The 22,485-nt window shown below is 63.3% G+C and carries 22 protein-coding genes and 1 tRNA gene; 6 read left to right on the top strand and 17 right to left on the bottom strand.

The window, feature by feature from the left end; all coding sequences use genetic code 11:
* Window positions 1–8: 8 nt before the first annotated feature.
* The 3 genes from cobT to AB4136_RS07880 all read left to right on the top strand — a co-directional run bounded on the left by cobT (window position 9) and on the right by AB4136_RS07880 (window position 2,097).
* Window positions 9–1,019, top strand: a complete 1,011-nt coding sequence (cobT, locus tag AB4136_RS07890; protein WP_024924544.1) for a nicotinate-nucleotide--dimethylbenzimidazole phosphoribosyltransferase — start codon at window positions 9–11, stop codon at window positions 1,017–1,019.
* Window positions 1,020–1,152: 133 nt separating this feature from the next.
* Window positions 1,153–1,440: a hypothetical protein gene (locus AB4136_RS07885; RefSeq protein ID WP_024924543.1), complete on the top strand. Its 288-nt coding sequence runs from the start codon at window positions 1,153–1,155 to the stop codon at window positions 1,438–1,440.
* Window positions 1,441–1,821: 381 nt separating this feature from the next.
* On the top strand, window positions 1,822–2,097 hold the full coding sequence (locus AB4136_RS07880; RefSeq protein WP_137900528.1) for a hypothetical protein: 276 nt from the start codon (window positions 1,822–1,824) through the stop codon (window positions 2,095–2,097).
* Window positions 2,098–2,176: 79 nt separating this feature from the next.
* Here AB4136_RS07880 and AB4136_RS07875 read toward each other — a convergent pair whose 3' ends face one another.
* The 7 genes from AB4136_RS07875 to AB4136_RS07845 are packed head-to-tail and all read right to left on the bottom strand — an operon-like array spanning window position 2,177 to window position 9,511.
* Window positions 2,177–2,680 (bottom strand): DUF995 domain-containing protein, encoded by a 504-nt coding sequence (locus AB4136_RS07875; protein WP_024924541.1) that lies wholly within the window; start codon window positions 2,678–2,680, stop codon window positions 2,177–2,179.
* Window positions 2,681–2,709: 29 nt separating this feature from the next.
* Window positions 2,710–3,672, bottom strand: coding sequence for a glycoside hydrolase family 26 protein (locus AB4136_RS07870; protein WP_024924540.1), 963 nt, complete (start codon window positions 3,670–3,672; stop codon window positions 2,710–2,712).
* A gap of 15 nt (window positions 3,673–3,687) precedes the next feature.
* A complete protein-coding gene (locus AB4136_RS07865) occupies window positions 3,688–4,260 on the bottom strand; it encodes a DUF995 domain-containing protein (protein WP_024924539.1) in 573 nt (190 codons plus the stop codon).
* A 7-nt stretch (window positions 4,261–4,267) separates the two neighbouring features.
* A complete protein-coding gene (locus AB4136_RS07860) occupies window positions 4,268–5,659 on the bottom strand; it encodes a UDP-glucose dehydrogenase family protein (protein WP_024924538.1) in 1,392 nt (463 codons plus the stop codon).
* Window positions 5,660–5,691: 32 nt separating this feature from the next.
* Window positions 5,692–7,539 (bottom strand): glycosyltransferase family 2 protein, encoded by a 1,848-nt coding sequence (locus AB4136_RS07855; protein WP_024924537.1) that lies wholly within the window; start codon window positions 7,537–7,539, stop codon window positions 5,692–5,694.
* Window positions 7,536–8,522: a UDP-glucose 4-epimerase GalE gene (galE, locus tag AB4136_RS07850; protein ID WP_024924536.1), complete on the bottom strand. Its 987-nt coding sequence runs from the start codon at window positions 8,520–8,522 to the stop codon at window positions 7,536–7,538. The genes AB4136_RS07855 and galE overlap by 4 nt, the downstream gene beginning before the upstream one ends.
* Window positions 8,522–9,511 (bottom strand): UDP-glucuronic acid decarboxylase family protein, encoded by a 990-nt coding sequence (locus AB4136_RS07845; RefSeq protein ID WP_051504772.1) that lies wholly within the window; start codon window positions 9,509–9,511, stop codon window positions 8,522–8,524. Before AB4136_RS07845 ends, galE begins: the two co-directional genes overlap by 1 nt.
* A 322-nt stretch (window positions 9,512–9,833) precedes the next feature.
* Between AB4136_RS07845 and AB4136_RS07840 the strand changes: the two genes are divergently transcribed.
* Window positions 9,834–11,123: a helix-turn-helix domain-containing protein gene (locus tag AB4136_RS07840; RefSeq protein ID WP_244437887.1), complete on the top strand. Its 1,290-nt coding sequence runs from the start codon at window positions 9,834–9,836 to the stop codon at window positions 11,121–11,123.
* A gap of 91 nt (window positions 11,124–11,214) precedes the next feature.
* Here the strand turns inward: AB4136_RS07840 and AB4136_RS07835 are convergent.
* The 4 genes from AB4136_RS07835 to AB4136_RS07820 all read right to left on the bottom strand — a co-directional run bounded on the left by AB4136_RS07835 (window position 11,215) and on the right by AB4136_RS07820 (window position 14,380).
* Window positions 11,215–11,290: transfer RNA gene (locus AB4136_RS07835), tRNA-Lys, on the bottom strand.
* 136 nt (window positions 11,291–11,426) lie between these two features.
* A complete protein-coding gene (locus tag AB4136_RS07830; RefSeq protein WP_024924533.1) occupies window positions 11,427–12,335 on the bottom strand; it encodes a PhzF family phenazine biosynthesis protein in 909 nt (302 codons plus the stop codon).
* Window positions 12,336–12,554: 219 nt separating this feature from the next.
* Entirely contained in the window at window positions 12,555–13,268 is a 714-nt protein-coding gene (locus tag AB4136_RS07825; protein WP_024924532.1) for an NUDIX hydrolase, read from the bottom strand.
* A gap of 2 nt (window positions 13,269–13,270) precedes the next feature.
* Window positions 13,271–14,380: an endonuclease/exonuclease/phosphatase family protein gene (locus AB4136_RS07820; RefSeq protein ID WP_024924531.1), complete on the bottom strand. Its 1,110-nt coding sequence runs from the start codon at window positions 14,378–14,380 to the stop codon at window positions 13,271–13,273.
* Between the two features lie 189 nt (window positions 14,381–14,569).
* On the opposite strand from AB4136_RS07820, the gene AB4136_RS07815 reads away from it, so the two are divergent.
* Window positions 14,570–15,115 (top strand): BA14K family protein, encoded by a 546-nt coding sequence (locus AB4136_RS07815; RefSeq protein ID WP_024924530.1) that lies wholly within the window; start codon window positions 14,570–14,572, stop codon window positions 15,113–15,115.
* A gap of 351 nt (window positions 15,116–15,466) precedes the next feature.
* Here AB4136_RS07815 and ilvC read toward each other — a convergent pair whose 3' ends face one another.
* From ilvC to AB4136_RS07795, 4 genes are all read right to left on the bottom strand, one after another.
* A complete protein-coding gene (ilvC, locus tag AB4136_RS07810; RefSeq protein WP_024924529.1) occupies window positions 15,467–16,486 on the bottom strand; it encodes a ketol-acid reductoisomerase in 1,020 nt (339 codons plus the stop codon).
* 24 nt (window positions 16,487–16,510) lie between these two features.
* Window positions 16,511–17,200 (bottom strand): TetR/AcrR family transcriptional regulator, encoded by a 690-nt coding sequence (locus AB4136_RS07805; protein ID WP_373426369.1) that lies wholly within the window; start codon window positions 17,198–17,200, stop codon window positions 16,511–16,513.
* Window positions 17,201–17,300: 100 nt separating this feature from the next.
* Window positions 17,301–18,029: a GNAT family N-acetyltransferase gene (locus tag AB4136_RS07800; protein WP_024924527.1), complete on the bottom strand. Its 729-nt coding sequence runs from the start codon at window positions 18,027–18,029 to the stop codon at window positions 17,301–17,303.
* 120 nt (window positions 18,030–18,149) lie between these two features.
* The gene (locus AB4136_RS07795; RefSeq protein ID WP_024924526.1) at window positions 18,150–19,061 is read right to left on the bottom strand and encodes a LysR family transcriptional regulator; all 912 of its coding nucleotides are present in this window, start codon (window positions 19,059–19,061) and stop codon (window positions 18,150–18,152) included.
* A 108-nt stretch (window positions 19,062–19,169) separates the two neighbouring features.
* Here AB4136_RS07795 and AB4136_RS07790 point away from each other — a divergent pair, with 108 nt between their 5' ends.
* A complete protein-coding gene (locus tag AB4136_RS07790; RefSeq protein WP_024924525.1) occupies window positions 19,170–20,357 on the top strand; it encodes an MFS transporter in 1,188 nt (395 codons plus the stop codon).
* Here AB4136_RS07790 and AB4136_RS07785 read toward each other — a convergent pair.
* Both AB4136_RS07785 and AB4136_RS07780 read right to left on the bottom strand, forming a co-directional pair.
* Window positions 20,354–21,619, bottom strand: a complete 1,266-nt coding sequence (locus tag AB4136_RS07785) for an FAD-dependent oxidoreductase (protein WP_024924524.1) — start codon at window positions 21,617–21,619, stop codon at window positions 20,354–20,356. The genes AB4136_RS07790 and AB4136_RS07785 overlap by 4 nt on opposite strands.
* Window positions 21,620–21,625: 6 nt before the next feature.
* Entirely contained in the window at window positions 21,626–22,483 is an 858-nt protein-coding gene (locus tag AB4136_RS07780) for an alpha/beta hydrolase family protein (protein ID WP_245317511.1), read from the bottom strand.
* Window positions 22,484–22,485: the final 2 nt, after the last annotated feature.

The raw sequence follows: 22,485 nt of genomic DNA, 5'->3' as shown, positions 1-22,485 counted from the left end.
CTTCTGCCATGTCCTTCAAAACTCTCGATGAACTGCACAATGCCTGCCGCAACCTGCCTGCCGGCAGCGACACCGCCGCCGCCGCCGTCGCCCGCCGTCAGGATACGCTGACCAAGCCGCAGGGCAGCCTCGGCCGGCTGGAAACCATCGCCGCCTGGCTGGCCCGCTGGCAGGGTCGCGACATGCCGAAGCTGGACCGCGTCAAGGTGATCGTCTTTGCCGGCAACCACGGCGTCACCGCCCAGGGCGTGTCGGCCTATCCGTCGGAAGTGACCGTGCAGATGGTGGCCAATTTCGCCGGCGGCGGCGCCGCCATCAACCAGCTCGCCCGCGCGGCTGGCGCGGAACTCGACGTCATCCCGCTCGATCTCGACCATCCGACCGGCGACTTCACGCAAGGCGCGGCGATGGACGAGGCTGCCTTCCTTGCCGCAGTTTCGGCCGGCTACGACGCCGTCGACGCCGATATCGATCTCCTCTGCCTCGGCGAGATGGGCATCGGCAACACCACGCCGGCGGCGGCGATCTCGGCCGCCCTTTTCGGCGGTGGCGCCGAAAAATGGACCGGTCGCGGCACCGGCGTCGACGACGCCGGCCTGAAGCGCAAGGTGGTCGCCATCGAGGCCGGCCTGCAACGCCATGCTGCCGTGCTGGCCGATCCGCTGAAAGCCGCAGCCGCACTCGGCGGTCGCGAACTGGCCGCCATCTTCGGCGCCACGCTTGCCGCGCGCCACCGCAACGTGCCGGTGCTGCTCGACGGTTTTGTCTGCACGGCGGCCGCGGCTCCCTTGGCCAAACTGCATGCCGCCGGGCTTGCCCATACCATTGCCGCCCATGTCTCGGCCGAAGCCGGCCATCGCGGCTTGCTACAGGCGCTGGGCCTCACGCCCCTGCTCGACCTCGGCATGCGACTGGGCGAAGGCTCCGGCGCTTGCCTGGCTGTCAATCTCGTGCGTTCGGCGCTCGCCTGCCACGCGGGAATGGCCAGCTTCGCCGAGGCAGGCGTTTCGGAGAAATAGACCGGGGCCAGCAAGCCCGGAGAAGACCCGGGCAATCGCCCGACATTGCCAAGCCGGTCGTTTTCGAGGAACCTTCCGGCCATATGGTGGTTTTGACGAGATGCCGGCATCGGACGACAGCAGGAGATTTTCCATGACGATCAGACATTTCGCGACCTGCGCGCTGACGATCGCCATCGCCCTCCCGCTGGCCTCGCCAAGCTTCGCGGGTGAAAACAAACATCATCACAAGAAGCATCGCGCTCATCACGGGGAGCGCTACGTTCCGGCCGGCCGCACCGTCGTCGAAATGCTGTTCGGTGGTCCCCGATACTACGACAGCCAGATGTTTACCACCGCGGCGGGCGCCTGCGCCTATCATCGCGTCGGGCCCGACGCGCGCGCGGCCAACGACGTCAACGACCATTATTGCGGCAAATAGCGACCTTCGATCCGAGCTGGATGACACCCGCTACGTCGCGGCATCGGCTGGCGCCAAATCAGAAATCTGTTGAATATGGCGGCCTGCGACCATTTTTCTATGTCCACATCCGAAACGGAATGCTAGGGGACCGGCTAGTCGGCCATGTGCCGCAGAATGCGGGCCCTGATTTCTGGACGCACCGTCGGACAGTGTCGCGTTAGCCCGAAACAGTACTTTCCGCGGAAAGCTTGCATTTTCAGTTTCATCTCCACGGCGTCTTAAGGCTCCCCGAGTATCGTTGCTGTACTGAACCTGCGCCAATCGACGAGGTCGTGACCCATGGCATTTGGCAATAAATCTTCAGCTTCCGGGATGGTTGGCCACGCCCGGACGATTTTCATGGCTAGCGCCGCGATCATGCTCGCCGCCACGGCGGGATGTTCTGCCGTTGCCGACAGCAATGTGAAAACCGCCTCCTTCAGCGCCAAAACGAGCTATGCGTACCTGGTTCCGACGGCCAAGCCGAAGGCCAAGGTCGTGGCCGCGAGGCACAAGCCAACGGCAACGAAGGATATCGCCAAGGTGGCCAGCGCCACCCCATCCTACGGCAACGCTCCCTATATCTGCACGCCGAGCGGCTTCGGCCATCTTGCCCGTTGCTTTGCCCGGACCTAGTCCAGGCAACGCCTCATCCTAGCCACAGCGTGCGACGATTGCCGGCGGCAGCCTGAAAGCTGCCGCCTTCCTTCTATGACTAGTGGTCCAGCTTAGCCTCGATCCTGGTCAGCCGGTGGCTGACATAGTCGCCGTGCCGCAGCTTCCTGGCTTCGTCGTCTTTCCTTACCGGCGCGTTGGCGAACACATACCAATCGCCCTTCGGCTCGCGCTTCTGATAAACGACGTCACCCTTCTTGCGATGGCTGAAACAGGTGAGGTCGGGCTTGGCGCCACCCATCGCATGCCAGTCGGCCCGGAAACACAGTTTGCCAGGATCGGTGATGAACCAGGTGCCCACCCCGTAACTCAGGGTCTTGCCCCTGCCCGACCAGGCGGTGAAACGGCGCATCGGGATTGCGAAATAGCCGGCGCCGTCCTTCCACATCCATGACCGCTGGCTGTAGAGCCTGTAGAGTTCGTTGTCGTTCAGCGGCTTTGCCTTTTCTATGACTGCGGCGCTGGGCGCCGCAGCCGAGGCTGTTCCGGTACCGGCGACGGTGCCGGCGACCAGCAATAGAAGTATGTTCCGTATCGCGGACATAACCTTTCCTCCCGCGCTTCCACCCTGGTTCAGTTCGCTGCCTGCTGCGTGTGCACGACGCGCCAGTTGGGCAACCCATAACCGTCGGGCCACGGATAGACCTCGCGGTCGTCGAAGTAGACGATATCGGTCAACTCGGGGAATTGCGGATAGGTCTTGGCGACGCTTTCGGCCCAGTCGCGCACATAGTGGTCATCGCCTTCGTATCCCAGTTCCGCCACCACCACCGGTTTGCCGAAACCTTTGACGCGGTTGTATTTCGGCTCCATCTGCTCGACGAAAGTGGTGTCGTGACCGACCTTGTCCCGGTCGAAGGGTTGATAACCGAACACCGACAGACCGATGACGTCGACAAAATCGTCGCCCGGATAGAAGGCTTCGAGACCCTCATTGCCTTTCGGCGACCACATATATTTGGCCGTCTTGATGTGCTGACGGCAAATCGTGACCATGCGCTTGTAGGCAGTCACATAGTCGGCCGGCGGCCAGTGCGCCCAAGAGAACTGGTTGCTGGTCTCGTCCATCTCCTGCGCCCAGCGGATCGTCACCGGGCTCTTGAGCGTCGCGGCTTCCGAACAGACCGCCGCCATGTAGGAATCGCGTTCGCCGTTCAGGATGCTGTGAAGCAATTGCCGCGAAGTGACACGCCAGTGCGGCGACCACGACCACGGCTCCACCGATATCAGCAGCGAGCGACCCCGCTGCTGCGCATAGGCGTCGGCAACCGCCAGCGTGCCCAGATCGACATCCTCCCACGGCAGGAAGAGATGCTCGATCTTCGAGCTGGAATCGCTGCCGAAGTCGCCATAGGGATCATAGGCCCCGAAGCCGATGGATGTGGGCGTGATCACCGGACGCTTGTCCGACGGCATGGTTGCCGTGGCGGAGTTGTTCTTCGGGATACCAAGCGGCAGGTTGCTGGCCGCCATGACCGCTCCCGATGCGATTAGCCCCACGCATGAAAGCGCGATGGCCGCGAGTTTCCTGTTCATCGTCGTTCTCCGATCTCAATAAGCACCTGCCGGCGCTGCGGTCGGCAACGGTGCATGTTCCGGGGTAAGCACGGCCTGCGCCACCGGCCGGTTGGCCATGACCTTGGCGCTTACCGTGTCCTGTTCGACGAGCTTGCCATACTCGTCGTCTTTGTCCGGCACCGCGTGCTTGAACACGTACCAGGCGCCGGAAGGCTCCTTCTTCTGATAGATCGTGCCCTCATCGATCTTGTGGCGGAAGCATGTCTTGTCGGGAGAGGCGCCGGTCGGACCGTGCCACACGGCCCTCAGGCACATCTGCCCGTCATTGGTGAGTACCCAGCGACCTTCGGCCCAGCTTGCGTTGTCGCCAGTGCCGGACCAGGCCCTGAAGAGACGACCCCTGTCTTGCATGCGGCCGGCGCCGTCCGGCCATTGCCAGGTCTTGTCGCGATAGAGGTCGTAGAGGTCGAGCGCAGTCATGGTGCGCGCCTGCGCCGGCACCACGACTGGCTCTTCGGCCCGGGCCGAGCCGCAGTACATCGCAATGCCGAAGCCGGCCAGGAGGCCGTGGCGCGTCAGGGACCAGGTGATGGAATGATTGTCCATGTGAACCTCACTTTCCACGTACCTGGCGGGACCGGATCTGGCGCGAGGTGTCGCGATCCACGTCGTCCGTCAGCAGATTGAGGCGCTCGGCCCGCTCGGGACGTTGGCCGATGGTCGAAACCCGAAACCCTGCGGCCGACGCGGCGCCTGGCTCGAAGGCGCTGCGCAGATCGACAAGGACAGGCCTGCGCATCACGCGCCTGAGACGGCTAAGATCGATGCGGCGGATGCTGTCCCATTCGGTGACGACGACGACCGCATCGGCGTCACGCGCGCATTCATAGGGATCGTCGACCAGCGCGACATTTTCCAGAACGCAACTGGCATTCTCGTTCCCGACCGGATCGTAACCGCGCACGGTTGCGCCGTAACGCTGCAGCGTTTCGATCAGCGGCACCGCCGGCGCTTCGCGCATGTCGTCGGTGTCGGGTTTGAAGGTGAGGCCCAGAACCGCAATGGTCTGGCCATCGACGTCGCCACCGACCGCGTCGACAACCTTGAGCGCCATCTTGCGCTTGCGGGCTTCGTTGGCGACGATGGTCTCCTCGACGATGCGCAACACCACGCCATAGTCCTGCGCGATACGCAGCAGCGCCAACGTATCCTTCGGGAAACACGAGCCGCCATAGCCCGGCCCGGCGTTCAGGAAGCTGTTGCCGATGCGCTTGTCGAGGCCGATGCCGAGTGCCAGTTCGCCGACATTGCTGCCGACTCTCTCGCACAGATCCGCCAGTTCGTTGATGAAGGTGATCTTGGTGGCGAGAAAAGCGTTGGCTGCGTATTTGATCAGTTCGGCGGTGCACCGGTCGGTGACGACCAGCGGCGTTGACCCGAGCGGTTCACGATAGAGCGCCAGCATCACCGCCCGTGCGCGACCGTCCTCGGCGCCGATGACGACACGATCGGGCTTCAGGAAATCGCCGATCGCCACGCCCTCGCGCAGGAACTCCGGATTGGACGCGACCGAGAACGAGCCGCGCCGGCAGACACTGGCGATGATCTTCTCCACCGCGTCGCCAGTGCCGACCGGAACGGTGGACTTGACCGCCACGACCGCACCTTCGGCCAGGAACGGTGCCATCTCGCGCGCCGCCATGTAGACGAAGGAGAGGTCGGCATCGCCCTGCCCGACGCGGGACGGTGTACCGACCGCGATGAACACGACCTGTGCATTGGTGATGGCAGAGGCCAGATCGCAGGTGAAGGACAGCCGATCCGCTTCGCGGTTGCGGGCCACCAGGATATCGAGATCCGGCTCGTAGATCGGCAACTGCCCGTTGTTGATGCGACTGATCTTGTCGGCGTTCTTGTCGACGCAAACAACATCGTGACCCCATTCGGCGAAGCATGTCCCGCTGACGAGACCGACATAACCTGTTCCGATGACCGCGATCTTCATGGTGTCTATCGCCTTGCGGCGCCTCTGCTTGCTCAGTTCAGTTGATCCGATGACGTCGATTGCCAATGCGGGTTGAAAACGGTGGTGCGCAGCGCGGTTCGCCCAACGCCCGCCCCGGCCGCCGAATAGCGTTCGTCGAAAAGCTGTAGACGACCCGAACCCCAGACCAGCACCTCGATGCTCTCACGACCGTGCTCGGCCGTAGCGACGCCCGGCAGCACGATCATCGACAGGAGACCAGCCGCGATCGCGGGGCGATGGAAGCGACTGCCCGCCCGCACCCGGTTCTCGCGCTCGTGCCGGTACAGGATGACCAGGGTCAGCACCGTGTAGAGCAGGCTGTTGACGATGGCGAACAGGTAGAAGCCGCGGCTGGCGCCGGCGTCCTTCACCAGCAGAACCGGCAGGATCGAGGCCAGCGCGACCACCACGTAGGGCGCATAGACACGGAACGGCAACGGATCGACGTCGGAAGTGCCCTTCGGGGTGACGCGGAAATCGACAACCGTGCCGGTGAGCCAATCCCGCAAGGCGGCGATGCATCCGGCAAACGCCCAGGGCCAGCGCGCCAACAGGAACAGCGCGTTCTCCCAGCACAGGATCTTGCCGTCGATCGGACGGAAGCTGCGCGTCGCGCGCCAGCGATAGGATAGGCCGACCAGCAGCAGCGACAGCGGCATGAAATGCGTCAGGAAATCGGGATAGGTCACCGCGACGAAGTTTTCTCCGCGCAGCAGTGCGATGATCGGCGTCGCCACCAAAAGCAGCATGAAGGTGGCAAACAGCGGATACCAGACCTGCGAAAACAGGAACTGGAAGCGCAGCCGCAACGGCAGCCGCGGCACATAGGTCGGCGAATATTGCAGAAGCAGCATGACCAGGCTACGCGACCACTGGAATTCCTGCGTCACCAGATCGCCGAAGGTGCTGGGGCCATCGCCATGCGCGATGGCATCCAGCGCATGCACGCCGCGCCAGCCATGCGCGTTCATCATCAGCGTGGTCGAATGATCCTCGGCCAGTTCCGGTCCAAGACCGCCAATCTCCTTGAGCGCCCGCGTGCGCACCGCGTAGTGCGATCCGATGCAAAGGGGAGCGAAACCGCCATTGTAACCGGCCTGCAAGGCGCCGTGCATGCTTGCTTCCGCATAGAGGCGGCCGCGCGCCGACCAACTCTGGTTGGCATTGCTGTCACAGATGCTCGGTGCGGACACATAGCCAACCGCCGGATCGGCGAAGGGCCGCAACATGTGCCAGAGATAATCCGGTTCGGGCACGTGATCGGCGTCGAGCTGCGCGACGAAGTCGTAATAATAATAGCCGTAGTGATCATAGAAGAAGGCGAGATTGCCTTCCTTGCAGCGCGTGCGGCGCGGCCACGTTGGACGATGATAATCGCTGCGCCCACGGCGGGTCGAAACGTAGACGCTGTGACGGCGACACCAGTCGATGGTTTCGGACGACGGATCTTCGTCGGCCAGCCATGTATCGTGCGGCACTGTCTGTGCGAGCATGGCGCGCAGCGTCTGTGCGACCACCTGGAATGGCTCGGACGGCGCTTTGGTTACCACCATGGCGACACGGCTGCCCTGCGGTATCCGAAGCGGCCCGGTGGGCTTCCTGGCAAAAGCGAAGACGGCCATGAAGTATCCGGGGATCAGCGTGATCCAGGCCAGCTCGCAGGTGGTCAAGACCGTGCCGAACAGGCTGAAATGATGCACCGGCGCCAGCCACCAAACCCAGAAATAGGCCAAAGCCCCGAGCCAAAGCGCCACGCCGGCGAAATACTCCATCCGCCGCAGACCGGTCACGACCGGCACCATGAGCGGCTCGACCGTTGGCCAGCCTCGCAGATTGTCGTTGGCCAGGCGCGTCGTCATGGCTGCGCCTCCAGGCCGAAGAACCGGGCGGCCGTCCGCACGATCGTCTCAAGGTCCGAATATTGGGGTGAGAAACCGAGCGTGGCGCGGGCGAGGTGTGGGTCGGCGTAGAGAGCCGGTGGATCACCGGCGCGACGCGGATGGATGGCGATGGGGACGCTGTGCCCTGTGACCCGATCTATGGTCTCGAGGATTTCGAGAACCGACGACCCGTGGCCGGTACCGAGATTGACGGCGATGTTATCCCCGCCCCGCACCAGATGTTCGTAGGCGAGCACATGCGCCCAGGCGAGGTCGCTGACATGGATATAGTCGCGTACGCAGGTGCCGTCGGCGGTATCGTAGTCGTCGCCGAACACATCCAGCCGTTCGATGCGGCCGGCGGCGGCCAGCAATGCCCGCGGAATGAGATGGGTCTCGGGGTCATGCCATTCGCCCAATTCGCCTTCTGGGTCGGCCCCACAGGCGTTGAAATAGCGCAGCGCCACGTAGCGCAGGCCGAATGCCGCCGCATAGTCGGCCAGCATATGTTCGGCGATCAGCTTGGTCTTGCCGTAGGGGTTGATCGGAACCTGCGGCGTCGTCTCGGCGATCGGCAGCACGGCCGGCACGCCATAGGTGGCGCAGCTCGATGAGAAGATGATCTTGTCGACCCCCGCCTGCAGGCAGGCATCAAGGAGCGAGAGCGTACCCGCGACATTGTTGCGGTAATATTTCGACGGCTCCTTCACGGACTCGCCGACATAGGCCGAGGCGGCGAAATGGATGATCGCGGCCGGCTTCTGCTGGGTGATCGTGCGTGCCAGATGCACCGTGTCGAGCACGTCGCCATGGATGAACGGACCCCAGCGTACCGAGACACGATTGCCCGTTGCCAGGTTGTCGTAGACGATCGGTTCCAGCCCACGCGACCGCAGCAATTTGGCTGTGTGGCTGCCGATGTAACCGGCCCCGCCGGTAACAAGGATACGCTGGACCGACATCACGCCACCTCGGCAAGCTTGCGCCCCTTGGCTGAGAGAAGGCCGTCGAAATAGGCGATGGTCTGCTTCAGCCCGTCGGCGAGAGGCACATTCGGGTGCCAGCCAAGATCACGGGTGGCCTGCGAAATGTCGGGGCGCCGCTGGCGCGGATCGTCGGCCGGCAGCGGACGACGGACGATCTTCGAACGGGAGCCGGTCAAGTCGAGGACCAGTTCAGCGAGTTCACCGACGGTGAACTCTGCGGGGTTGCCGAGATTGACGGGTCCAGTCAGCGACGCCGGCGAGGCCATCATGCGCAGGAAGCCGTCGATCAGGTCGTCGACGAAGCAGAACGAGCGCGTCTGCGAGCCGTCGCCATAGACGGTGATGTCTTCGCCACGCAGCGCCTGGACGATGAAATTCGAAACCACGCGGCCATCGTCGGACCGCATGCGCGGCCCGTAGGTATTGAAGATGCGCACGACCTTGATTTCGACACCGTGCACCGCGTTGAAATCGTGAAACAGCGTTTCCGCGCAGCGCTTGCCCTCGTCGTAGCAGGAGCGCGACCCGAATGGATTGACGTTGCCCCAATAGGCCTCGACCTGCGGATGCACATTGGGGTCGCCATAGACCTCGGAGGTCGACGCCTGGAAGATACGCGCCCCGGACCGCGCGGCGAGCTCAAGAAGGTTCAATGAGCCGAGCACGCAGGTCTTGGTGGTGTGGATGGGATCTGCCTGGTAGTGCCGAGGCGAGGCTGGGCAGGCAAGATTGTAAATCTCGTCGACCTCGGCATCGAGCGGAGCAATGATGTCGTGGTGACGCGCTGTAAAAGCGCCCAGCAGCTTCAGATGTCCGATGTTTTCCGCTCTGCCCGTGGAAAAATTGTCGGCGCAGATCACGCTATGCCCCTCTCGCAAGAGGCGTTCGCACAAATGCGAACCAAGAAAACCTGCGCCGCCAGCAACGAGAATTGTCTTCAAGGATTCCGCGTGCCGTATCTGCAGACTGCCGCGCCGGGCTGATACAGCATTGGAGCGAAGATATGATGCTCGACTACGCACATACGCCTCCGAAAACTCTGCAACACCGTCAGGCAACGAACCGAAAACACAACGTTGCTTGAAACTTATCTCAACTCTCGCTGGACAACTCTGGAACTTTGTACTGAATGTTAACGATGTTAATTAGATTTCCGTTTCTTAATACTTACTCATATCCATGCTTGAGTGTCGTTATCTCAAAATCCGAGAAATTATCGCTCAGTACATATCTCCACTGCTGCAGGTGATGCGCGGAGACCTTTTTTGGGTGTATTTGATTTGAGCAATGTCTGCCGACCAACTACTCAGCGTTAATAATCTTGAGTGCAGGCGTAGACATTTCTTGACCATGCAACTTTTTAACCAGTCGCGACGTTTAATCGGCGAAGGGGGGCTTGGTGGAGGGCTCTGGATGAGTGATCATTCAGACCGACCGAACAGGCCAGACACGTCGCCCGGCGCGGAATCCGTACCCGGCGTCGAAAGGCGGCGTTGGCCACGCGAACCGGTCAATGGGGCAGTTGCTGATCGTGCTGCACCAACCGAACCCGCGCTGAAGCCGCTGCGATTTTCAACGCTGCCGCTGGCGATCGCAGATCAGTTTCCAGCGTGGCGCGCGCATCTTGACCCGATTGCCGAAGTTCTTCTGCCGGACGACGCCAGGCCCGAGAACGGCTTCAACGCCGAACATACGGCCTGGAATCTCGGCAAGATGTTGCTTGTCCAGCAGCGCGCGGCCGCTTACCGCTATGTGAGATCGGCGGCAAAACTGAAATCGAGTTCGATCGACCACTGGTATATCGGCATTCCCCGACGGGGCCACGCCTGGACGGAGGTTGACGGGCACGTGGTCGAAAGCACCTCGGGCACGGTAACATTCCGGTCTCTTGGCCATCCTTATCGCGGGCGTGTGACAGAGTCCGAAGTCATGCTCCTCTACATGCCCTATGACCTGTTCGCCGAACACGCGGGAATGCTCGTCGCAGCCAACAACTCGATCCTGAGCGGCAACTTCGCTACCCTGTTGATCGACTACATTGCCAGCGTCGAGGCCAGACTACCGACCCTGGTTGCCGACGACCTGCCGAAGATCGTGCACACGATCCGCGACATGCTCATCACCTGCCTTGCTTCATTGCCTTCGTCCGGCAAGGAACCGGTCGCGCAATCGATGCTCGGCGTGATGGAGCGGGTACACCGCCACGTCCACGACAATCTTCATTCGCACGATCTCAACCCGGATACCATTTCCAGAGCCGCCGGCATTTCGCGGACCCGTCTCTACCAGCTCTTCGAAGCGAGCGGCGGCGTGCTCAACTACATCCGCAAGAAGCGGCTGCAGGATGCCTATGCGACGTTGAGCGACCCGACCAACAGCAGTCGTATTCTGGATATCGCCGAAGACGCCGGCTTCGACGTCGCCGCCAATTTCACCCGTGCCTTCTCGCACGAATTCGGCCTCAGTCCGCGTGAAGTGCGCAAGGCAGCCGCCACCAACACGCCGCCTTTGGCCACCAAGAGCGATGGCGCGGCAACACCCACATTCGAAAGGTGGCTACGCGAACTGGGGCAGTGAACCGGTGCGCCGACAGGCCAGACCTGTCGGCCGCAGTTCGCCCTGCCGCGCAAAGGCAGGGCCGCAAACCAATGATAAATAAGAGAGAAAATGGTGGGTGTGCACAGGATCGAACTGTGGACCCGCTGATTAAGAGTCAGCTGCTCTACCAACTGAGCTACACACCCACGCCGCTGGAAAACCAGCGTCGGCGGGCATATAGCCGCCGCTTCCGCTCCTGTCCAGCCCTGTCCTGTCATTTCCCGACAAATCGATGATGTTCTTTTCCAATGCCCTTGGATTGCGCCTTTTGCGCGTGTCCGCTCACACCAGAAGCTTGCCCTCGGCGACCTTCACAGCCTGACCGCCGATGCGGGCGGACGCCAGCTTGCCGCCCGCAACGTCGAGCTCGAGGCGGATACGCGAGGGACGCCCCATCTCCAACCCCTGCTCGATCCAGTAACGCGCCATGCCGTCGCCAGGCCGGTCGAAATGCATGATCGCACCGGCGAAGGCCGCCGCTGCCGAACCGGTCGCCGGATCCTCATAGGAAGGGTTGCCCGGCACGATCATGCGCACATGGAAAGCGCTTTCCTGGTTCACCGTTTCGCGGCAGTAGACATAGGGGCTGGCGAAGGCCCAATCGCTTTTTTTCGGCGCAAGCTGCGCCCACATCTCGTTGTTGAGCCGCGCCTTGGCGGCGGCCTGCAAATTGGCGACCGGGATGGTCACATAGGGCACGCCGGCACTGAAAAAAGCGACGCGATGGTTCTCGAAGCCAATTTCATGCGGCCCAAGGCCAAGGGCTGCGCCGATCGCCTCGGGATCGGCCGTCAGTGTCAATTGCTCGGGCAGTTTGGCAAGATCGAACTCGGCGAAGGTCGCGCCGTCGCCGTGGCTGACCGCGCACCGAACAGGCCCGATGTTCTCCTCGAGTACGAAGATCGCATCGCCATTGCCCTCTGCAAGTTCTGCCAGGGCAATCGCGCTGCCGACGGTCGGATGACCGGCAAACGGCATCTCGTAGTCGGGTGTGAAAATGCGGACACGGGCGCGATGCCTCGGATTCTCCGGGGGCAGCACGAAGACCGATTCGGACAGATTGAACTCACGCGCGATGCGCTGCATCGCTTCGAGATCCAGCCCCTCGCAGTCGAGCACGACCGCAAGCGGATTGCCGGCCAGCCTGTCTCCGGTGAAGACGTCGTAGACGAGGTAGTTGCGTGGCGTCATGATCAGGTTCCTGCCCTCGCCCGGTTTTCAATCGCGAGCGAAAATTAATGTGAAATCCGACGCGGAGAATATCGGCACCAGCAACGTGTCGGGCCAGCATAGGGGTCCGCGCCGACCGGGATTGTCAAGCAGCCACGAGTGGAAACGGCATCCGCCATCGTGGCACCGCGCGTTCCAACGAACCGGCCATGTCGCATTGGACGCAGCCTGCAGCGTTGGTCAGCCGAAATGCCAGCGCGCAACGGCGGCCAGATGGTTCAGTGCTCCCTCCGGCAGGTTTTGTGCGGACCGAATGACCACCGGCCCTTCGATTTCGGGGTCTGCTTCGGAAGCAACGAAGGTCCTGATCCCGTCCGCGACGACATCGGCGTCGTCGGCCAGGAAGTAGCGCCGGAACAGCATCGTCGAGCCATTGATCGAATGGAGATGGTAAAGCGGCTCGTGGCGGACATCGCCAAGATCGAGCCCGGTCTCCTCCTTCACCTCGCGATGCATGTTGGCGGCGATGTCGGCGCGGTCCTGGACGAAGTCCACCGCTTCGAACGAACCGGCGGCGAAATAGATGCGGCCGGCATTGGCCGTATGCGGCCCCATGCGCACCGCCACCAACGCACCGTCGCGCGACACCAGGGCCGCCTGCGCGAAACAATGCTCGATATCGGGACTGCCCTTGTTCTTGCGCCAATAGAGCATCGTGGCGAAACGGACATTGTGGCAGCGGCCGACAAGCCTGCCCTGCCCGTCCAGCTTCAATTCCGAAAGCAACACCATGGCGCCATCGAACAGGCGCGGATTGGCCGCATGTTCCTGCCGCCAGTTCGCCTCGATAGCCGCGACGTTCTCCAATTCGAAGGGGTGAGGGCCGGGATCGAGCCGGACCTCGACCGCGGTCACCGGCACAATCTGATCGCGCGGCAGCTCGAACTTCGCCACGGTCAGACCAGATCCAGCGTCACCGCCACCGGGCAATGGTCCGAAGCTTTCGGGCGGTCCCAGCCGATGCGCGGAAACCGCGGCACTTCCTGGCCGGGCGGGAACGGCGTGCGCCACGGCTGGCCGTTGCGCACGATGTCGGGAATGGCCGCGTTTCGCGCCGCAAGCCCTTTCGACAACAGGATATAGTCGAGCTGGCAAAGATGCCGCTCCTGCGGACCGCGCGTGTGGTAGAGCGTCCACCGGTCCATTTCGGGACGCCGCTCGACGATGTTTTCGGCGAAACCGTCGGAAAGGAAGACGTTGAGGCAGGTGTTCGTCTCCACCACCGGCTCGAAGTGGAAGCCGGCATGGGCATCGCCGCCGATGAGGACACGTTGGCGATAATCGTTCATGTCGCCGCAGATCGCCCAGCGTTTGCCGGCGGCGTGATCCTTGCCGAAGCGCTGTTCGATGATGTGGCGCACCGCGCTTGCCTCGGCGATGCGCAGCGGCATGGTGGCGGCACGACCGTCGAGCCCGTTGCGCGGTGGCCCCATCGACTTGAAATGCACCAGATAAAGCGTGAGCGGCACACCGCCGACGGTCACGTCCACCTCCAGGCAGTCGCGGCGGAAGATACGTTCGCCGGGCTCATGCCCCATTGCGGCGAGATCGTCGTTGAACAGGCCGAACTGCTCGAAGGTCACATAGGCGTGGCTGGTCATGCGCACGAATTCGATCGGCTGGCCATGAGCCGTTTCGGTACGCATCATCAGCGCGACGTCGATGCCGCGCGAATCATTGCCTTCGGTCGTGTATTTCTGCCGGTAGCCCTCGCCCACCATCTTGAAGAGATAGCCGTATTCGAACGCTTTCAGCGCCTCGATATTGTCCACCTCCTGCAGGCAGACGATGTCGGCTCGGGTCGCGGCGATCGCCAAGGCTGTCAGCTGGCGCGTATCGTCGGAATGGGCGATCACGCGGGCTTGCTCGAGCAGCCTGTATTCGGCCTCGCTGCGGATATCGAAGAGGGCCAGCGTACGGTCCTCGTTCAATTGGTTGCGGTAGCCGGAGAAGTCGAACCTGTTCATCAGGTTCTCGACATTGAAAGTGGCGAGGCGCAGCGACATGGAATGAGGTTTGCCTGCAAGCCCGGCCAAAGACAAGACCTGATCCTGTTCGATAACGGGACGCGACAAGTCGTTTGGAATAGTTGATGAAACCAACCCGTTCATCGCTCGTTCATGCACCGAGGCCCATTGTCGCCGCCTCCCACGAAATCCAAGGGGCGCGGGGCCTGTGGTTCATTGGAGAGTGTTATGAAACGGCTCATCAACTTCCGCACCGGGCTCGTGACGCTCGGCCTGCTTGTCGGCCTTTCCGTGCCGGCATTTTCCGTTCCCATGCCCGCGCCGATAGCCCCGGCCGCGCCATCCGATATCCAGACGGTGCGCGACAGCTGGGCCGGCGGCAACGATCGTGGCAACGCCAGCCAAGAATGGCGCCGCAACTGGCGCGGCGATGGCTGGCGCGGCAACCGGCATTGGCGTGGCGATCGTGACTGGCGCGGCGACGGCTGGCGGGGCGACCGTCATTGGCGCCGCGGCTGGCGTGACGACGGCTGGCGCTACCGCCACCGCCCGCGCTGGGGCAATTCCGGCGTCTATTTCGGGCTCGGCCTGGGTTCCGGCATGCTCTATGACGATTATTACTACCGGCCCCGGCCGCGCATCTACCGCGCGCCGCGTGCGTCTGGCCATGTGCAGTGGTGTTATGCCCGTTATCGTTCGTACCGGGCTTGGGACAACACGTTCCAGCCGAACTACGGCCCTCGCCGGCAGTGCATCTCGCCCTACCGCTACTGAAGCGGTCATGTTCTGAACGACTGAGCCGGCGCGGCCCCCCGCCGCACCGGCTCTCGTACCGCCGCCGTAGCCCCCCGCGGGACCGGTCGAAACGGCACGGAACTATCGGCCCCGAGCCGACCGCAAAGTCGACACCGATGCCGCCGGGCGCAGGTCCATTTCCGGACGACCGCCCTCCCCATCGGGAGACATGCGACCTTTATGCCAATTTAGTCGTGCCGAATTGGCACATGAAAAAAGCCGGCGAAGCGATTCGCCGGCTTTGAGTTTTCTCGCTGAACATTACAGGAGGCTGTCATCGGCGCCCGCGAGCAAAGCCCGGGACGCGGGGAAGAAAGCCGTGAAGCCTGCTTAGTTCTTGGCCTTGTCGACCAGCTTGTTCTTCGAAATCCACGGCATCATGCCGCGCAGCTTCTCGCCGACCTGCTCGATCGGATGTTCGTCGTTGAGGCGGCGGGTCGCCTTGAAGCGGGCAGCACCCGAACGATATTCCTGCATCCATTCCGAGGTGAACTTGCCGGTCTGGATGTCGTTGAGCACGCGCTTCATCTCGGCCTTGGTCTCGGCGGTGATGATGCGCGGACCCGACACATATTCACCCCACTCGGCGGTGTTCGAGATCGAGTAGTTCATGTTGGCGATGCCGCCTTCATAGATCAGGTCGACGATCAGCTTCACTTCGTGCAGGCACTCGAAATAGGCCATTTCAGGCGCGTAGCCGGCTTCCACCAGCGTCTCGAAGCCGGCGCGGATGAGTTCGACCAGACCGCCGCACAGCACAACCTGCTCACCGAACAGATCGGTTTCGCATTCCTCGCGGAAATTGGTCTCGATGATGCCCGAGCGGCCGCCACCGACGCCGCAGGCGTAGGAGAGCGCCAGATCGTGGGCATTGCCCGAGGCATCCTGGTGCACCGCGATCAGGCACGGCACGCCGCCGCCCTTCTGGTATTCGCCGCGCACGGTGTGGCCCGGGCCCTTCGGCGCGATCATGACGACGTCAACCGTCGCCTTCGGCTCGATCAGGCCGAAATGCACGTTGAGGCCGTGAGCGAAAGCAATCGCGGCGCCGTCGCGGATGTTCGGGGCAATCTCGTTCTTGTAGATGTCGGCCTGCAGTTCGTCCGGCGTCGCCATCATCATGAGGTCGGCCCACTTGGCAGCCTCGGCAACGGTCATCACCTTGAGGCCGTCGGCCTCGACCTTCTTGGCGGTCGCCGAACCGGCCTTCAGGCCGATGACGAGTTCCTTGGCGCCGGAATCCTTCAGATTAAGCGCATGGGCGCGGCCCTGCGAACCGTAGCCGATGATGGCGACCTTCTTGCCCTTGATCAGATTGAGATCGGCGTCGCGATCGTAATAGACACGCATTTCTTCTTTCCTTCCCGTTTGAAGTCAGAGGCCTCTCGGCCCGGTTTTTGCCCCGTAAAGAGCGAGAAACTGCTGCGTTGCCCGGACGGCGTCGCCGCCGATCTCCGCCTCAGTCAAATCCAGTCTGTCGCCGAGCAGCAGGCGCACCTGCACGTCGCGGCCGACAAGTCCGAAGAAAGTACGGAACGCCGTTTCGGCGTCCGCGAAATCGAGAAGCCCCTTTTCGCGCCCGGCCTCCAGCAGCGGCTTCAGGCGTCTGGCCAGCGCGAAGCGACCGTTTTCGAGCACGATGCGGCCGAGATCGTCCTTGCCGGAGCCGGCATGGCCGACCGCGACACGGTTCAAGGCAATGGAGGTGTCGCTGGAAATGACGCGCAGCCAGTCGCGGGCAAAGCCTTCCAGGCTGGCGCTCAGCGAGGCAAGGTCAAGTCCCTCGCGATCGACGGTAGCCACCCGCACCTTCGACGCCTGCCATTGTACAGTGGCGGTGAGCAGCCCGTCGCGGTCACCGAACCATTTGTACAGCGTTTCCTTGGAACAGGAGGCGCGCCGCGCCACCGCCGTCATGGTCAGCGCATCGCCTTCCTCGACAAGGAGGCGCAAGACAGTGTCGAGCACATCCTTCTGGCGATCGGTCAAGGTTTCGGGTTGCGCCGGCCGCGCCTCCCCTCCACTTTGGTTGACAGCCTTTTCGGCAGTCGTTTCCATTGCCATCAGAACCGTACCGTACGTTACGGTTCTTTCGTAGTGGCGAACGCGGCGCTTTGCAAGCGGATTCGCCAGCGCCGTTCGAACCTGTCGAAAACAGCCCGCATCAGTCCGGGCTGTCGGGTGAAATCACCTCCCATGTTCCGAACAGGGTCAGGCCGGCGGTCTTGGCCAAGGCCACGGACGCCAGATTGTCGGTCTGGCAGCGGTATTGGGGTTCGTAGCCCTGCTCGCAGGCATACCGGCTGATCGCGCGCACGACCTTGCGGGCATGTCCTTTTCCCCGATATGAAGGCAAAGTCAGCACACCGGTATCGGCGATCGGCGCATCCTCCCAGGGATACATGCTGGCCGCGCAAACCAGGCGACCATCGTCGAAGGAACCGAACACCGCCCAGTGGTCGAGTTCCACATAGGCGTCGTCCAGATCCTGCTCGGAGGCCGAAGACTGGAACGCCGAAAAGATCGCGCCATCCTGATCCGTCAGCTGGCCTACACCGGCTTCCGGCTTCTCCTGCGTCAGGGCCTGCCTGGCGCCGTCGGAAAAATAGAACACGAAATCCGCGCCATTGAGGATCACACCCGCCTCGGCCAGTTTCCGGCGGAACGTCGCCTCCGTTAGGTCGTGCCCTGCCGCAAGGCCCAGCCTGTCGGCCATGGTAGGTGTCAGTACGGCTGCGCCTCGACCGTCGGTCGTCTTCAGCACCATGACCCGGCTGCCCTCTTCGAGCTCCGGATTGACGGCGATGGTGAAAGTCGTGTCTCCGTGGAAAAGAGCCGCGTTTGCGAACTGCGTTCTCCAGAATTCGGTGACGATGGGCGAAAACAGGGACATGGCTCTCAACTCAAGGCTACTCATTGATGGGGAGCCTTAGAGGCGGCGGATATGTCTCGCCAATCCGCCACCGGCCACCGCTGGAGAAAAAAGATTGACCCACGAAAGCGGCGACGGCCGCTACCGCACCTTCACGCGCTCGGTCAGGAAGTCGAGGAAGGCGCGCACACGCGCCGGCAGCACACCGCCTTGCCCGACATAGACGGCATGGATCGGCTCGACCTCGCCGGGGCTGTAGTCTTCGAGAAGCTGCACCAGCCGGCCGGTCGCGAGATCCTCTTCGAGCTGGAAGCGCGCCACGCGTGCGATGCCGACGCCCTCCACCGCCAGCCGGCGCATGGTGTCACCGTCACTGACCAGCACATTGCCTTGCGGAGCAACGCGCACCACTTGCCCGTTCTCGCCCAGGAAGGGCCAGCCCTCGACCAGCCTGGAAAAGCCGAAGCCGAGCAGATTGTGGCGGGCAAGATCGGCAGGCTCCCGTGGCGTGCCCATCTGATCGAGATAGGCGGGAGCAGCAACCACGATGGCGCGGCTTGCGCCCAGTTTGCGCGCGATCAGGCTGGAGTTGGCGAGCGGGCCGATGCGGATGGCGACATCGGCATGCTCCTGCAGCAGGTCCACCACGACGTCCGAGACGACGAGATCGAGAACGATCTCCGGATAGCGCGCCAGAAAATCCGGCAGGACCGGCGTCAGCACCCATTGCGAGAAGGCGACGTTGCAATTGACCCTGAGCCGACCGCGCGGAACCGCGCCGGCGGCGGCCTCGCGTTCGGCGCCGTCAACATCGGCCAGGATTTGCACGCAGCGGTCATAGAAAATGCTGCCTTCGGCCGTCAGCGCCAGCTTGCGCGTCGAGCGGTTGAACAGCCGCGTGCCGAGGCGGGTTTCCAGCCGCGTGATCAGCTTGCTGACGCCCGACGGCGACAATCGCAGCGCGCGTGCCGCCGGCGAAAAGCCGCACAGCTCGACCACGCGCACGAACACGTCCATCTCGCCCAGCCGGTTGGTGTCGATGCGGGTCGTCATATCTGTGAATTTAGTTCAAGGATCCTATGCCAGCCGGCAGTCTAGTTCATGGCAGCGATGCTGTCCATTTTCCGGTCCGAACGCCCCGCCTAACCGGAAAGCGCCGCCATGCCCCTTGCCCTCTACGCTCTCACCGCCGGTGCCTTCGGCATCGGCGTCACCGAATTCGTCATCATGGGTCTGCTGATCGATGTCGGCAAGGATCTCGGCGTCTCCATTACCGCTGCCGGCCTCTTGATCTCCGGTTATGCACTCGGCGTCGTGCTTGGCGCACCGCTGCTCGGCATTGCCACCGCGCGGTTGCCGAAGAAGCCGCTGCTGCTGGCATTGATGGTCGTGTTCACGCTGGGCAACGCCGCCTGTGCGCTGGCGCCGGATTATTGGACGCTGATGGCCGCACGCGTCGTCACCGCTTTCGCACACGCCACTTTCTTCGGCGTCGGCTCGGTCGTCGCCACCAGTCTCGTCGCTCCCGACAAAAAGGCGACGGCGATCGCCGTCATGTTCACCGGCCTCACCGCCGCCACCATCCTCGGCGTGCCGTTCGGCACCTGGCTCGGCCAGCATTCTGGCTGGCGCTCCACCTTCTGGGCGGTGACGTTGATCGGCATTGTCGCGGTCGTCGTCATCCAGCTTCTGGTGCCGAAGCGCCTGCAGGCCGACGCAGTGGCGCAAGACAGCGTCAGCCTGGCCATATTGGTGCAGCCCGCCGTGCTGGTCGGGCTCGCCGTCACCATCCTGTCCTGGATCGGCGTGTTCGGCGCCTTCACCTATATCGCGCCGCTGCTTACCCAGGTGGCCGGTTTCTCCGAGGCCGCCGTCTCGCCCATCCTGCTCGTCTTCGGCGGCGGCCTGCTGGTCGGCAATCTTCTCGGCGGCCGCCTGGCCGACAAGCGGCTCAACGCCACCGTCATCGCTTCACTGGCCGCATTGGCTCTCACTCTGGCGCTTGCGGCATTCGCCATGCATCAGCAGGTCGCGGCCGTCATCTTCGTCGGCCTGCTTGGCACCGCTGGCTTCGCCACGGTGGCGCCGCTGCAGTTGTGGGTGCTGGGCAAGGCCGGAGAAGGCGGCCAGAGCCTGGTATCCTCCTTCAACATCGCCGCCTTCAATCTCGGCAATGCGCTGGGCGCGTGGCTGTCCGGCCTGGTGATTGACCGTGGCCCTGGCCTGGCCGCAGTGCCGCTGTTTGCTGCCATCGCCCCGATCCTGGCTTTGCTCATTGCCGCGATCGCCATCCGCCGGGAACAGCGACAGGCGCTGATCCCGGTCAAGGCCGCGCCGACCCGTTGCTAGGTGACGCTGACGGCGACGGTCGAGAGATTGGGACGTATCTCGCGCCAATCCGGCTCGACCAGGCCGATCGACCGGAAGGGATCGACCATCGTTCCGGCCACCATCGAGGCCAGCAGTTGCGGCGCGGGCGGCACCCGTGCCGCGATCGCAACCAGCCGGTCGCGGATGAAGGGCAGTACCGTCGAATCCGACTGATAGAACGGCGTGAACATCAAGGACAGCGCCTGGAAGCTGCGCACGTGCCGCCGCCGCGCCGCGGCATAGACCGACAGCGCATCGGTCACGTCGCCGTTCTCTTTCAAGGCATGGGAAAGTGCCGCCGCATCGAGCAGCGCCATATTGGCGCCCTGCCCGAGTTGCGGGCTTGTCGAATGAGCAGCGTCGCCAATGATGGCCAACCGCCGCCCGGCCGGCATCTTCAACGTGTGATGGCCATAGCGGGCCAGCGTCAGCTGATCGAAGCTGTCGATCTGCGCAAGGTAAGGTGCGCAGGCCGGCCACAACGCCAGCACACGCTCCTTCCATGCCTGTAGCCCCCGTGCCTGCACCGCCTCGGCATCCGCCGGCTTCAAGCTCCAGAAGAAGGCCGCCATCTTCTCGCCGCCGGGCTCGGCCCGGCCGATCGGCAGCACGCCGATCATCACATTTGCCCGATTGTAGCGCTGCAGCAGCGCATGCTCGTCAAAACCCTCGCCGCGCCAGCCAAGCGATGCCCAGAAAGCGCCATAGGTCAGCGGCCGCGGCTCGGCCGGAGCCGCCGCATACCCACGCAGCTTCGACCGCGAACCGGTGGCATCGACGACCAAATCAAACGGGCCGGCACCACGGCCGTCGCCATCAACGAGGCGGGCCCGCTCGCCGCTTTCCAGGCCGATCAGATCGACGCCGGTCTCGATCGTTATGCCCGCCTCGCGCACGGCGCGATAAAGCACGCCGAACAGCGCCGCGCGATGGACGGCAAGGCCGAAGCGCCCGCCCGGACGGGCGTCGTAGCGCACGTCGAGCACGGTGCAGCCGCTGGACGAATCGGCGCCATGCAGGCGGTCGATGCGGCTGCCGAGTGTTAGGATCGCGTCGAGCAGGCCGAGATCGGAGAGCACTGTGAGCCCGGTCGGCTGCAGGATCAGGCCGGAGCCGACGGGCGATGGTTTTTCGAAACGCTCGAAGACGGTGACGTTGTGGCCGGCGCGATGCAGATAGAGCGCGGTCGCCAACCCGGCCGGACCAGCGCCGGCAATGGCGATATCGAGACGTTTGGACATCAATGGCTACAGCGTCTTGGCGAACCAATCGGCGGTCTTGGCGATCACCGGCTCGACACCGCTGCGGAAGAAACTCAGCGCATGGTAGATGTGGTTCTCGCCCGGCAGCACCAGCGCCTCCTTCGGGCTAGCTGGAGCGGACGCGACGAACGGCTCGACATAGGCCGCCGAAAAGTCGTCGCTGCCGGCAATAGCCAGATAGGCGCCGTGATAGCGGGCAATGGCAGGCGCGAGCTGGAACTTGTCCAGGCTGTCGAAGAAATCCTTCTTCAGAACGAGTTGGTGATTGCCGAAGTCGATGACGGCAACACCAGCTTTCGCTGCCTTATCGAACGTCTTCTGGCCGACGTCGCCCACCATGTCCTTGTGGAAGTCGCCGACGGACGACCAGGTGACCAGCGATTTCACCAATGCTGGGTTCTGCTCCGCCGTCAGGATGGCGATGCCGCCGCCAAGGCTGAAGCCCAGCACTCCGAGCCGCGCGGGATCGACATGGTCATTGGCCTTGAGATAGGCAAGTGCGGACGTCGCGTCGGCCAACTGGCTGTCGACGGTCAGATCCTCGGCACTGCCATCACTTTCGCCGAAGCCGCGGAAGTCGATGCGCAGCGAGGCGATGCCATTGGCGGCCAGCGCCTCCGCCTCGCGCTTGTACATGGAAGCGACTTCGTCGCGGCTGCCCGCGAAACCGTGCAGCATCAGCACCACCGGCGCCTTGGCGACGCCGTCTGGCAGGCTGAGCGTACCGGCCACGCCGCTTTCCAGCGTCACCACCGTCTCAGCGGCACGTGCGGCGCCAATGGACGAAAACGCTGCAACGACAGCCACCAACATGGCAGCCAATGGCTTGGTCCCCCGCATCATTG

The sequence above is a fragment of the Mesorhizobium sp. 2RAF21 genome (genome assembly GCF_052115345.1).
In the GTDB taxonomy this organism is placed as follows: Bacteria; Pseudomonadota; Alphaproteobacteria; order Rhizobiales; family Rhizobiaceae; genus Mesorhizobium; species Mesorhizobium terrae.
This window is presented reverse-complemented; position numbering and strand designations above follow the sequence as displayed.

What these genes read in the sequence shown, in the direction of transcription:
- AB4136_RS07860 (WP_024924538.1), bottom strand. Translation starts at nt 5,659, where the DNA reads ATGAAGATCGCGGTCATCGGAACAGGTTATGTCGGTCTCGTCAGCGGG.
- AB4136_RS07785 (WP_024924524.1), bottom strand. Translation starts at nt 21,619, where the DNA reads ATGTCCAAACGTCTCGATATCGCCATTGCCGGCGCTGGTCCGGCCGGG.
- AB4136_RS07790 (WP_024924525.1), top strand. Translation starts at nt 19,170, where the DNA reads ATGCCCCTTGCCCTCTACGCTCTCACCGCCGGTGCCTTCGGCATCGGC.
- ilvC (WP_024924529.1), bottom strand. Translation starts at nt 16,486, where the DNA reads ATGCGTGTCTATTACGATCGCGACGCCGATCTCAATCTGATCAAGGGC.
- AB4136_RS07815 (WP_024924530.1), top strand. Translation starts at nt 14,570, where the DNA reads ATGAAACGGCTCATCAACTTCCGCACCGGGCTCGTGACGCTCGGCCTG.
- galE (WP_024924536.1), bottom strand. Translation starts at nt 8,522, where the DNA reads ATGTCGGTCCAGCGTATCCTTGTTACCGGCGGGGCCGGTTACATCGGC.
- AB4136_RS07880 (WP_137900528.1), top strand. Translation starts at nt 1,822, where the DNA reads ATGGCTAGCGCCGCGATCATGCTCGCCGCCACGGCGGGATGTTCTGCC.
- AB4136_RS07870 (WP_024924540.1), bottom strand. Translation starts at nt 3,672, where the DNA reads ATGAACAGGAAACTCGCGGCCATCGCGCTTTCATGCGTGGGGCTAATC.
- AB4136_RS07820 (WP_024924531.1), bottom strand. Translation starts at nt 14,380, where the DNA reads ATGTCGCTGCGCCTCGCCACTTTCAATGTCGAGAACCTGATGAACAGG.
- AB4136_RS07885 (WP_024924543.1), top strand. Translation starts at nt 1,153, where the DNA reads ATGACGATCAGACATTTCGCGACCTGCGCGCTGACGATCGCCATCGCC.
- AB4136_RS07840 (WP_244437887.1), top strand. Translation starts at nt 9,834, where the DNA reads ATGTCTGCCGACCAACTACTCAGCGTTAATAATCTTGAGTGCAGGCGT.
- AB4136_RS07855 (WP_024924537.1), bottom strand. Translation starts at nt 7,539, where the DNA reads ATGACGACGCGCCTGGCCAACGACAATCTGCGAGGCTGGCCAACGGTC.
- AB4136_RS07800 (WP_024924527.1), bottom strand. Translation starts at nt 18,029, where the DNA reads ATGTCCCTGTTTTCGCCCATCGTCACCGAATTCTGGAGAACGCAGTTC.
- cobT (WP_024924544.1), top strand. Translation starts at nt 9, where the DNA reads ATGTCCTTCAAAACTCTCGATGAACTGCACAATGCCTGCCGCAACCTG.
- AB4136_RS07865 (WP_024924539.1), bottom strand. Translation starts at nt 4,260, where the DNA reads ATGGACAATCATTCCATCACCTGGTCCCTGACGCGCCACGGCCTCCTG.
- AB4136_RS07830 (WP_024924533.1), bottom strand. Translation starts at nt 12,335, where the DNA reads ATGACGCCACGCAACTACCTCGTCTACGACGTCTTCACCGGAGACAGG.
- AB4136_RS07780 (WP_245317511.1), bottom strand. Translation starts at nt 22,483, where the DNA reads ATGATGCGGGGGACCAAGCCATTGGCTGCCATGTTGGTGGCTGTCGTT.
- AB4136_RS07795 (WP_024924526.1), bottom strand. Translation starts at nt 19,061, where the DNA reads ATGACGACCCGCATCGACACCAACCGGCTGGGCGAGATGGACGTGTTC.
- AB4136_RS07805 (WP_373426369.1), bottom strand. Translation starts at nt 17,200, where the DNA reads ATGGCAATGGAAACGACTGCCGAAAAGGCTGTCAACCAAAGTGGAGGG.
- AB4136_RS07875 (WP_024924541.1), bottom strand. Translation starts at nt 2,680, where the DNA reads ATGTCCGCGATACGGAACATACTTCTATTGCTGGTCGCCGGCACCGTC.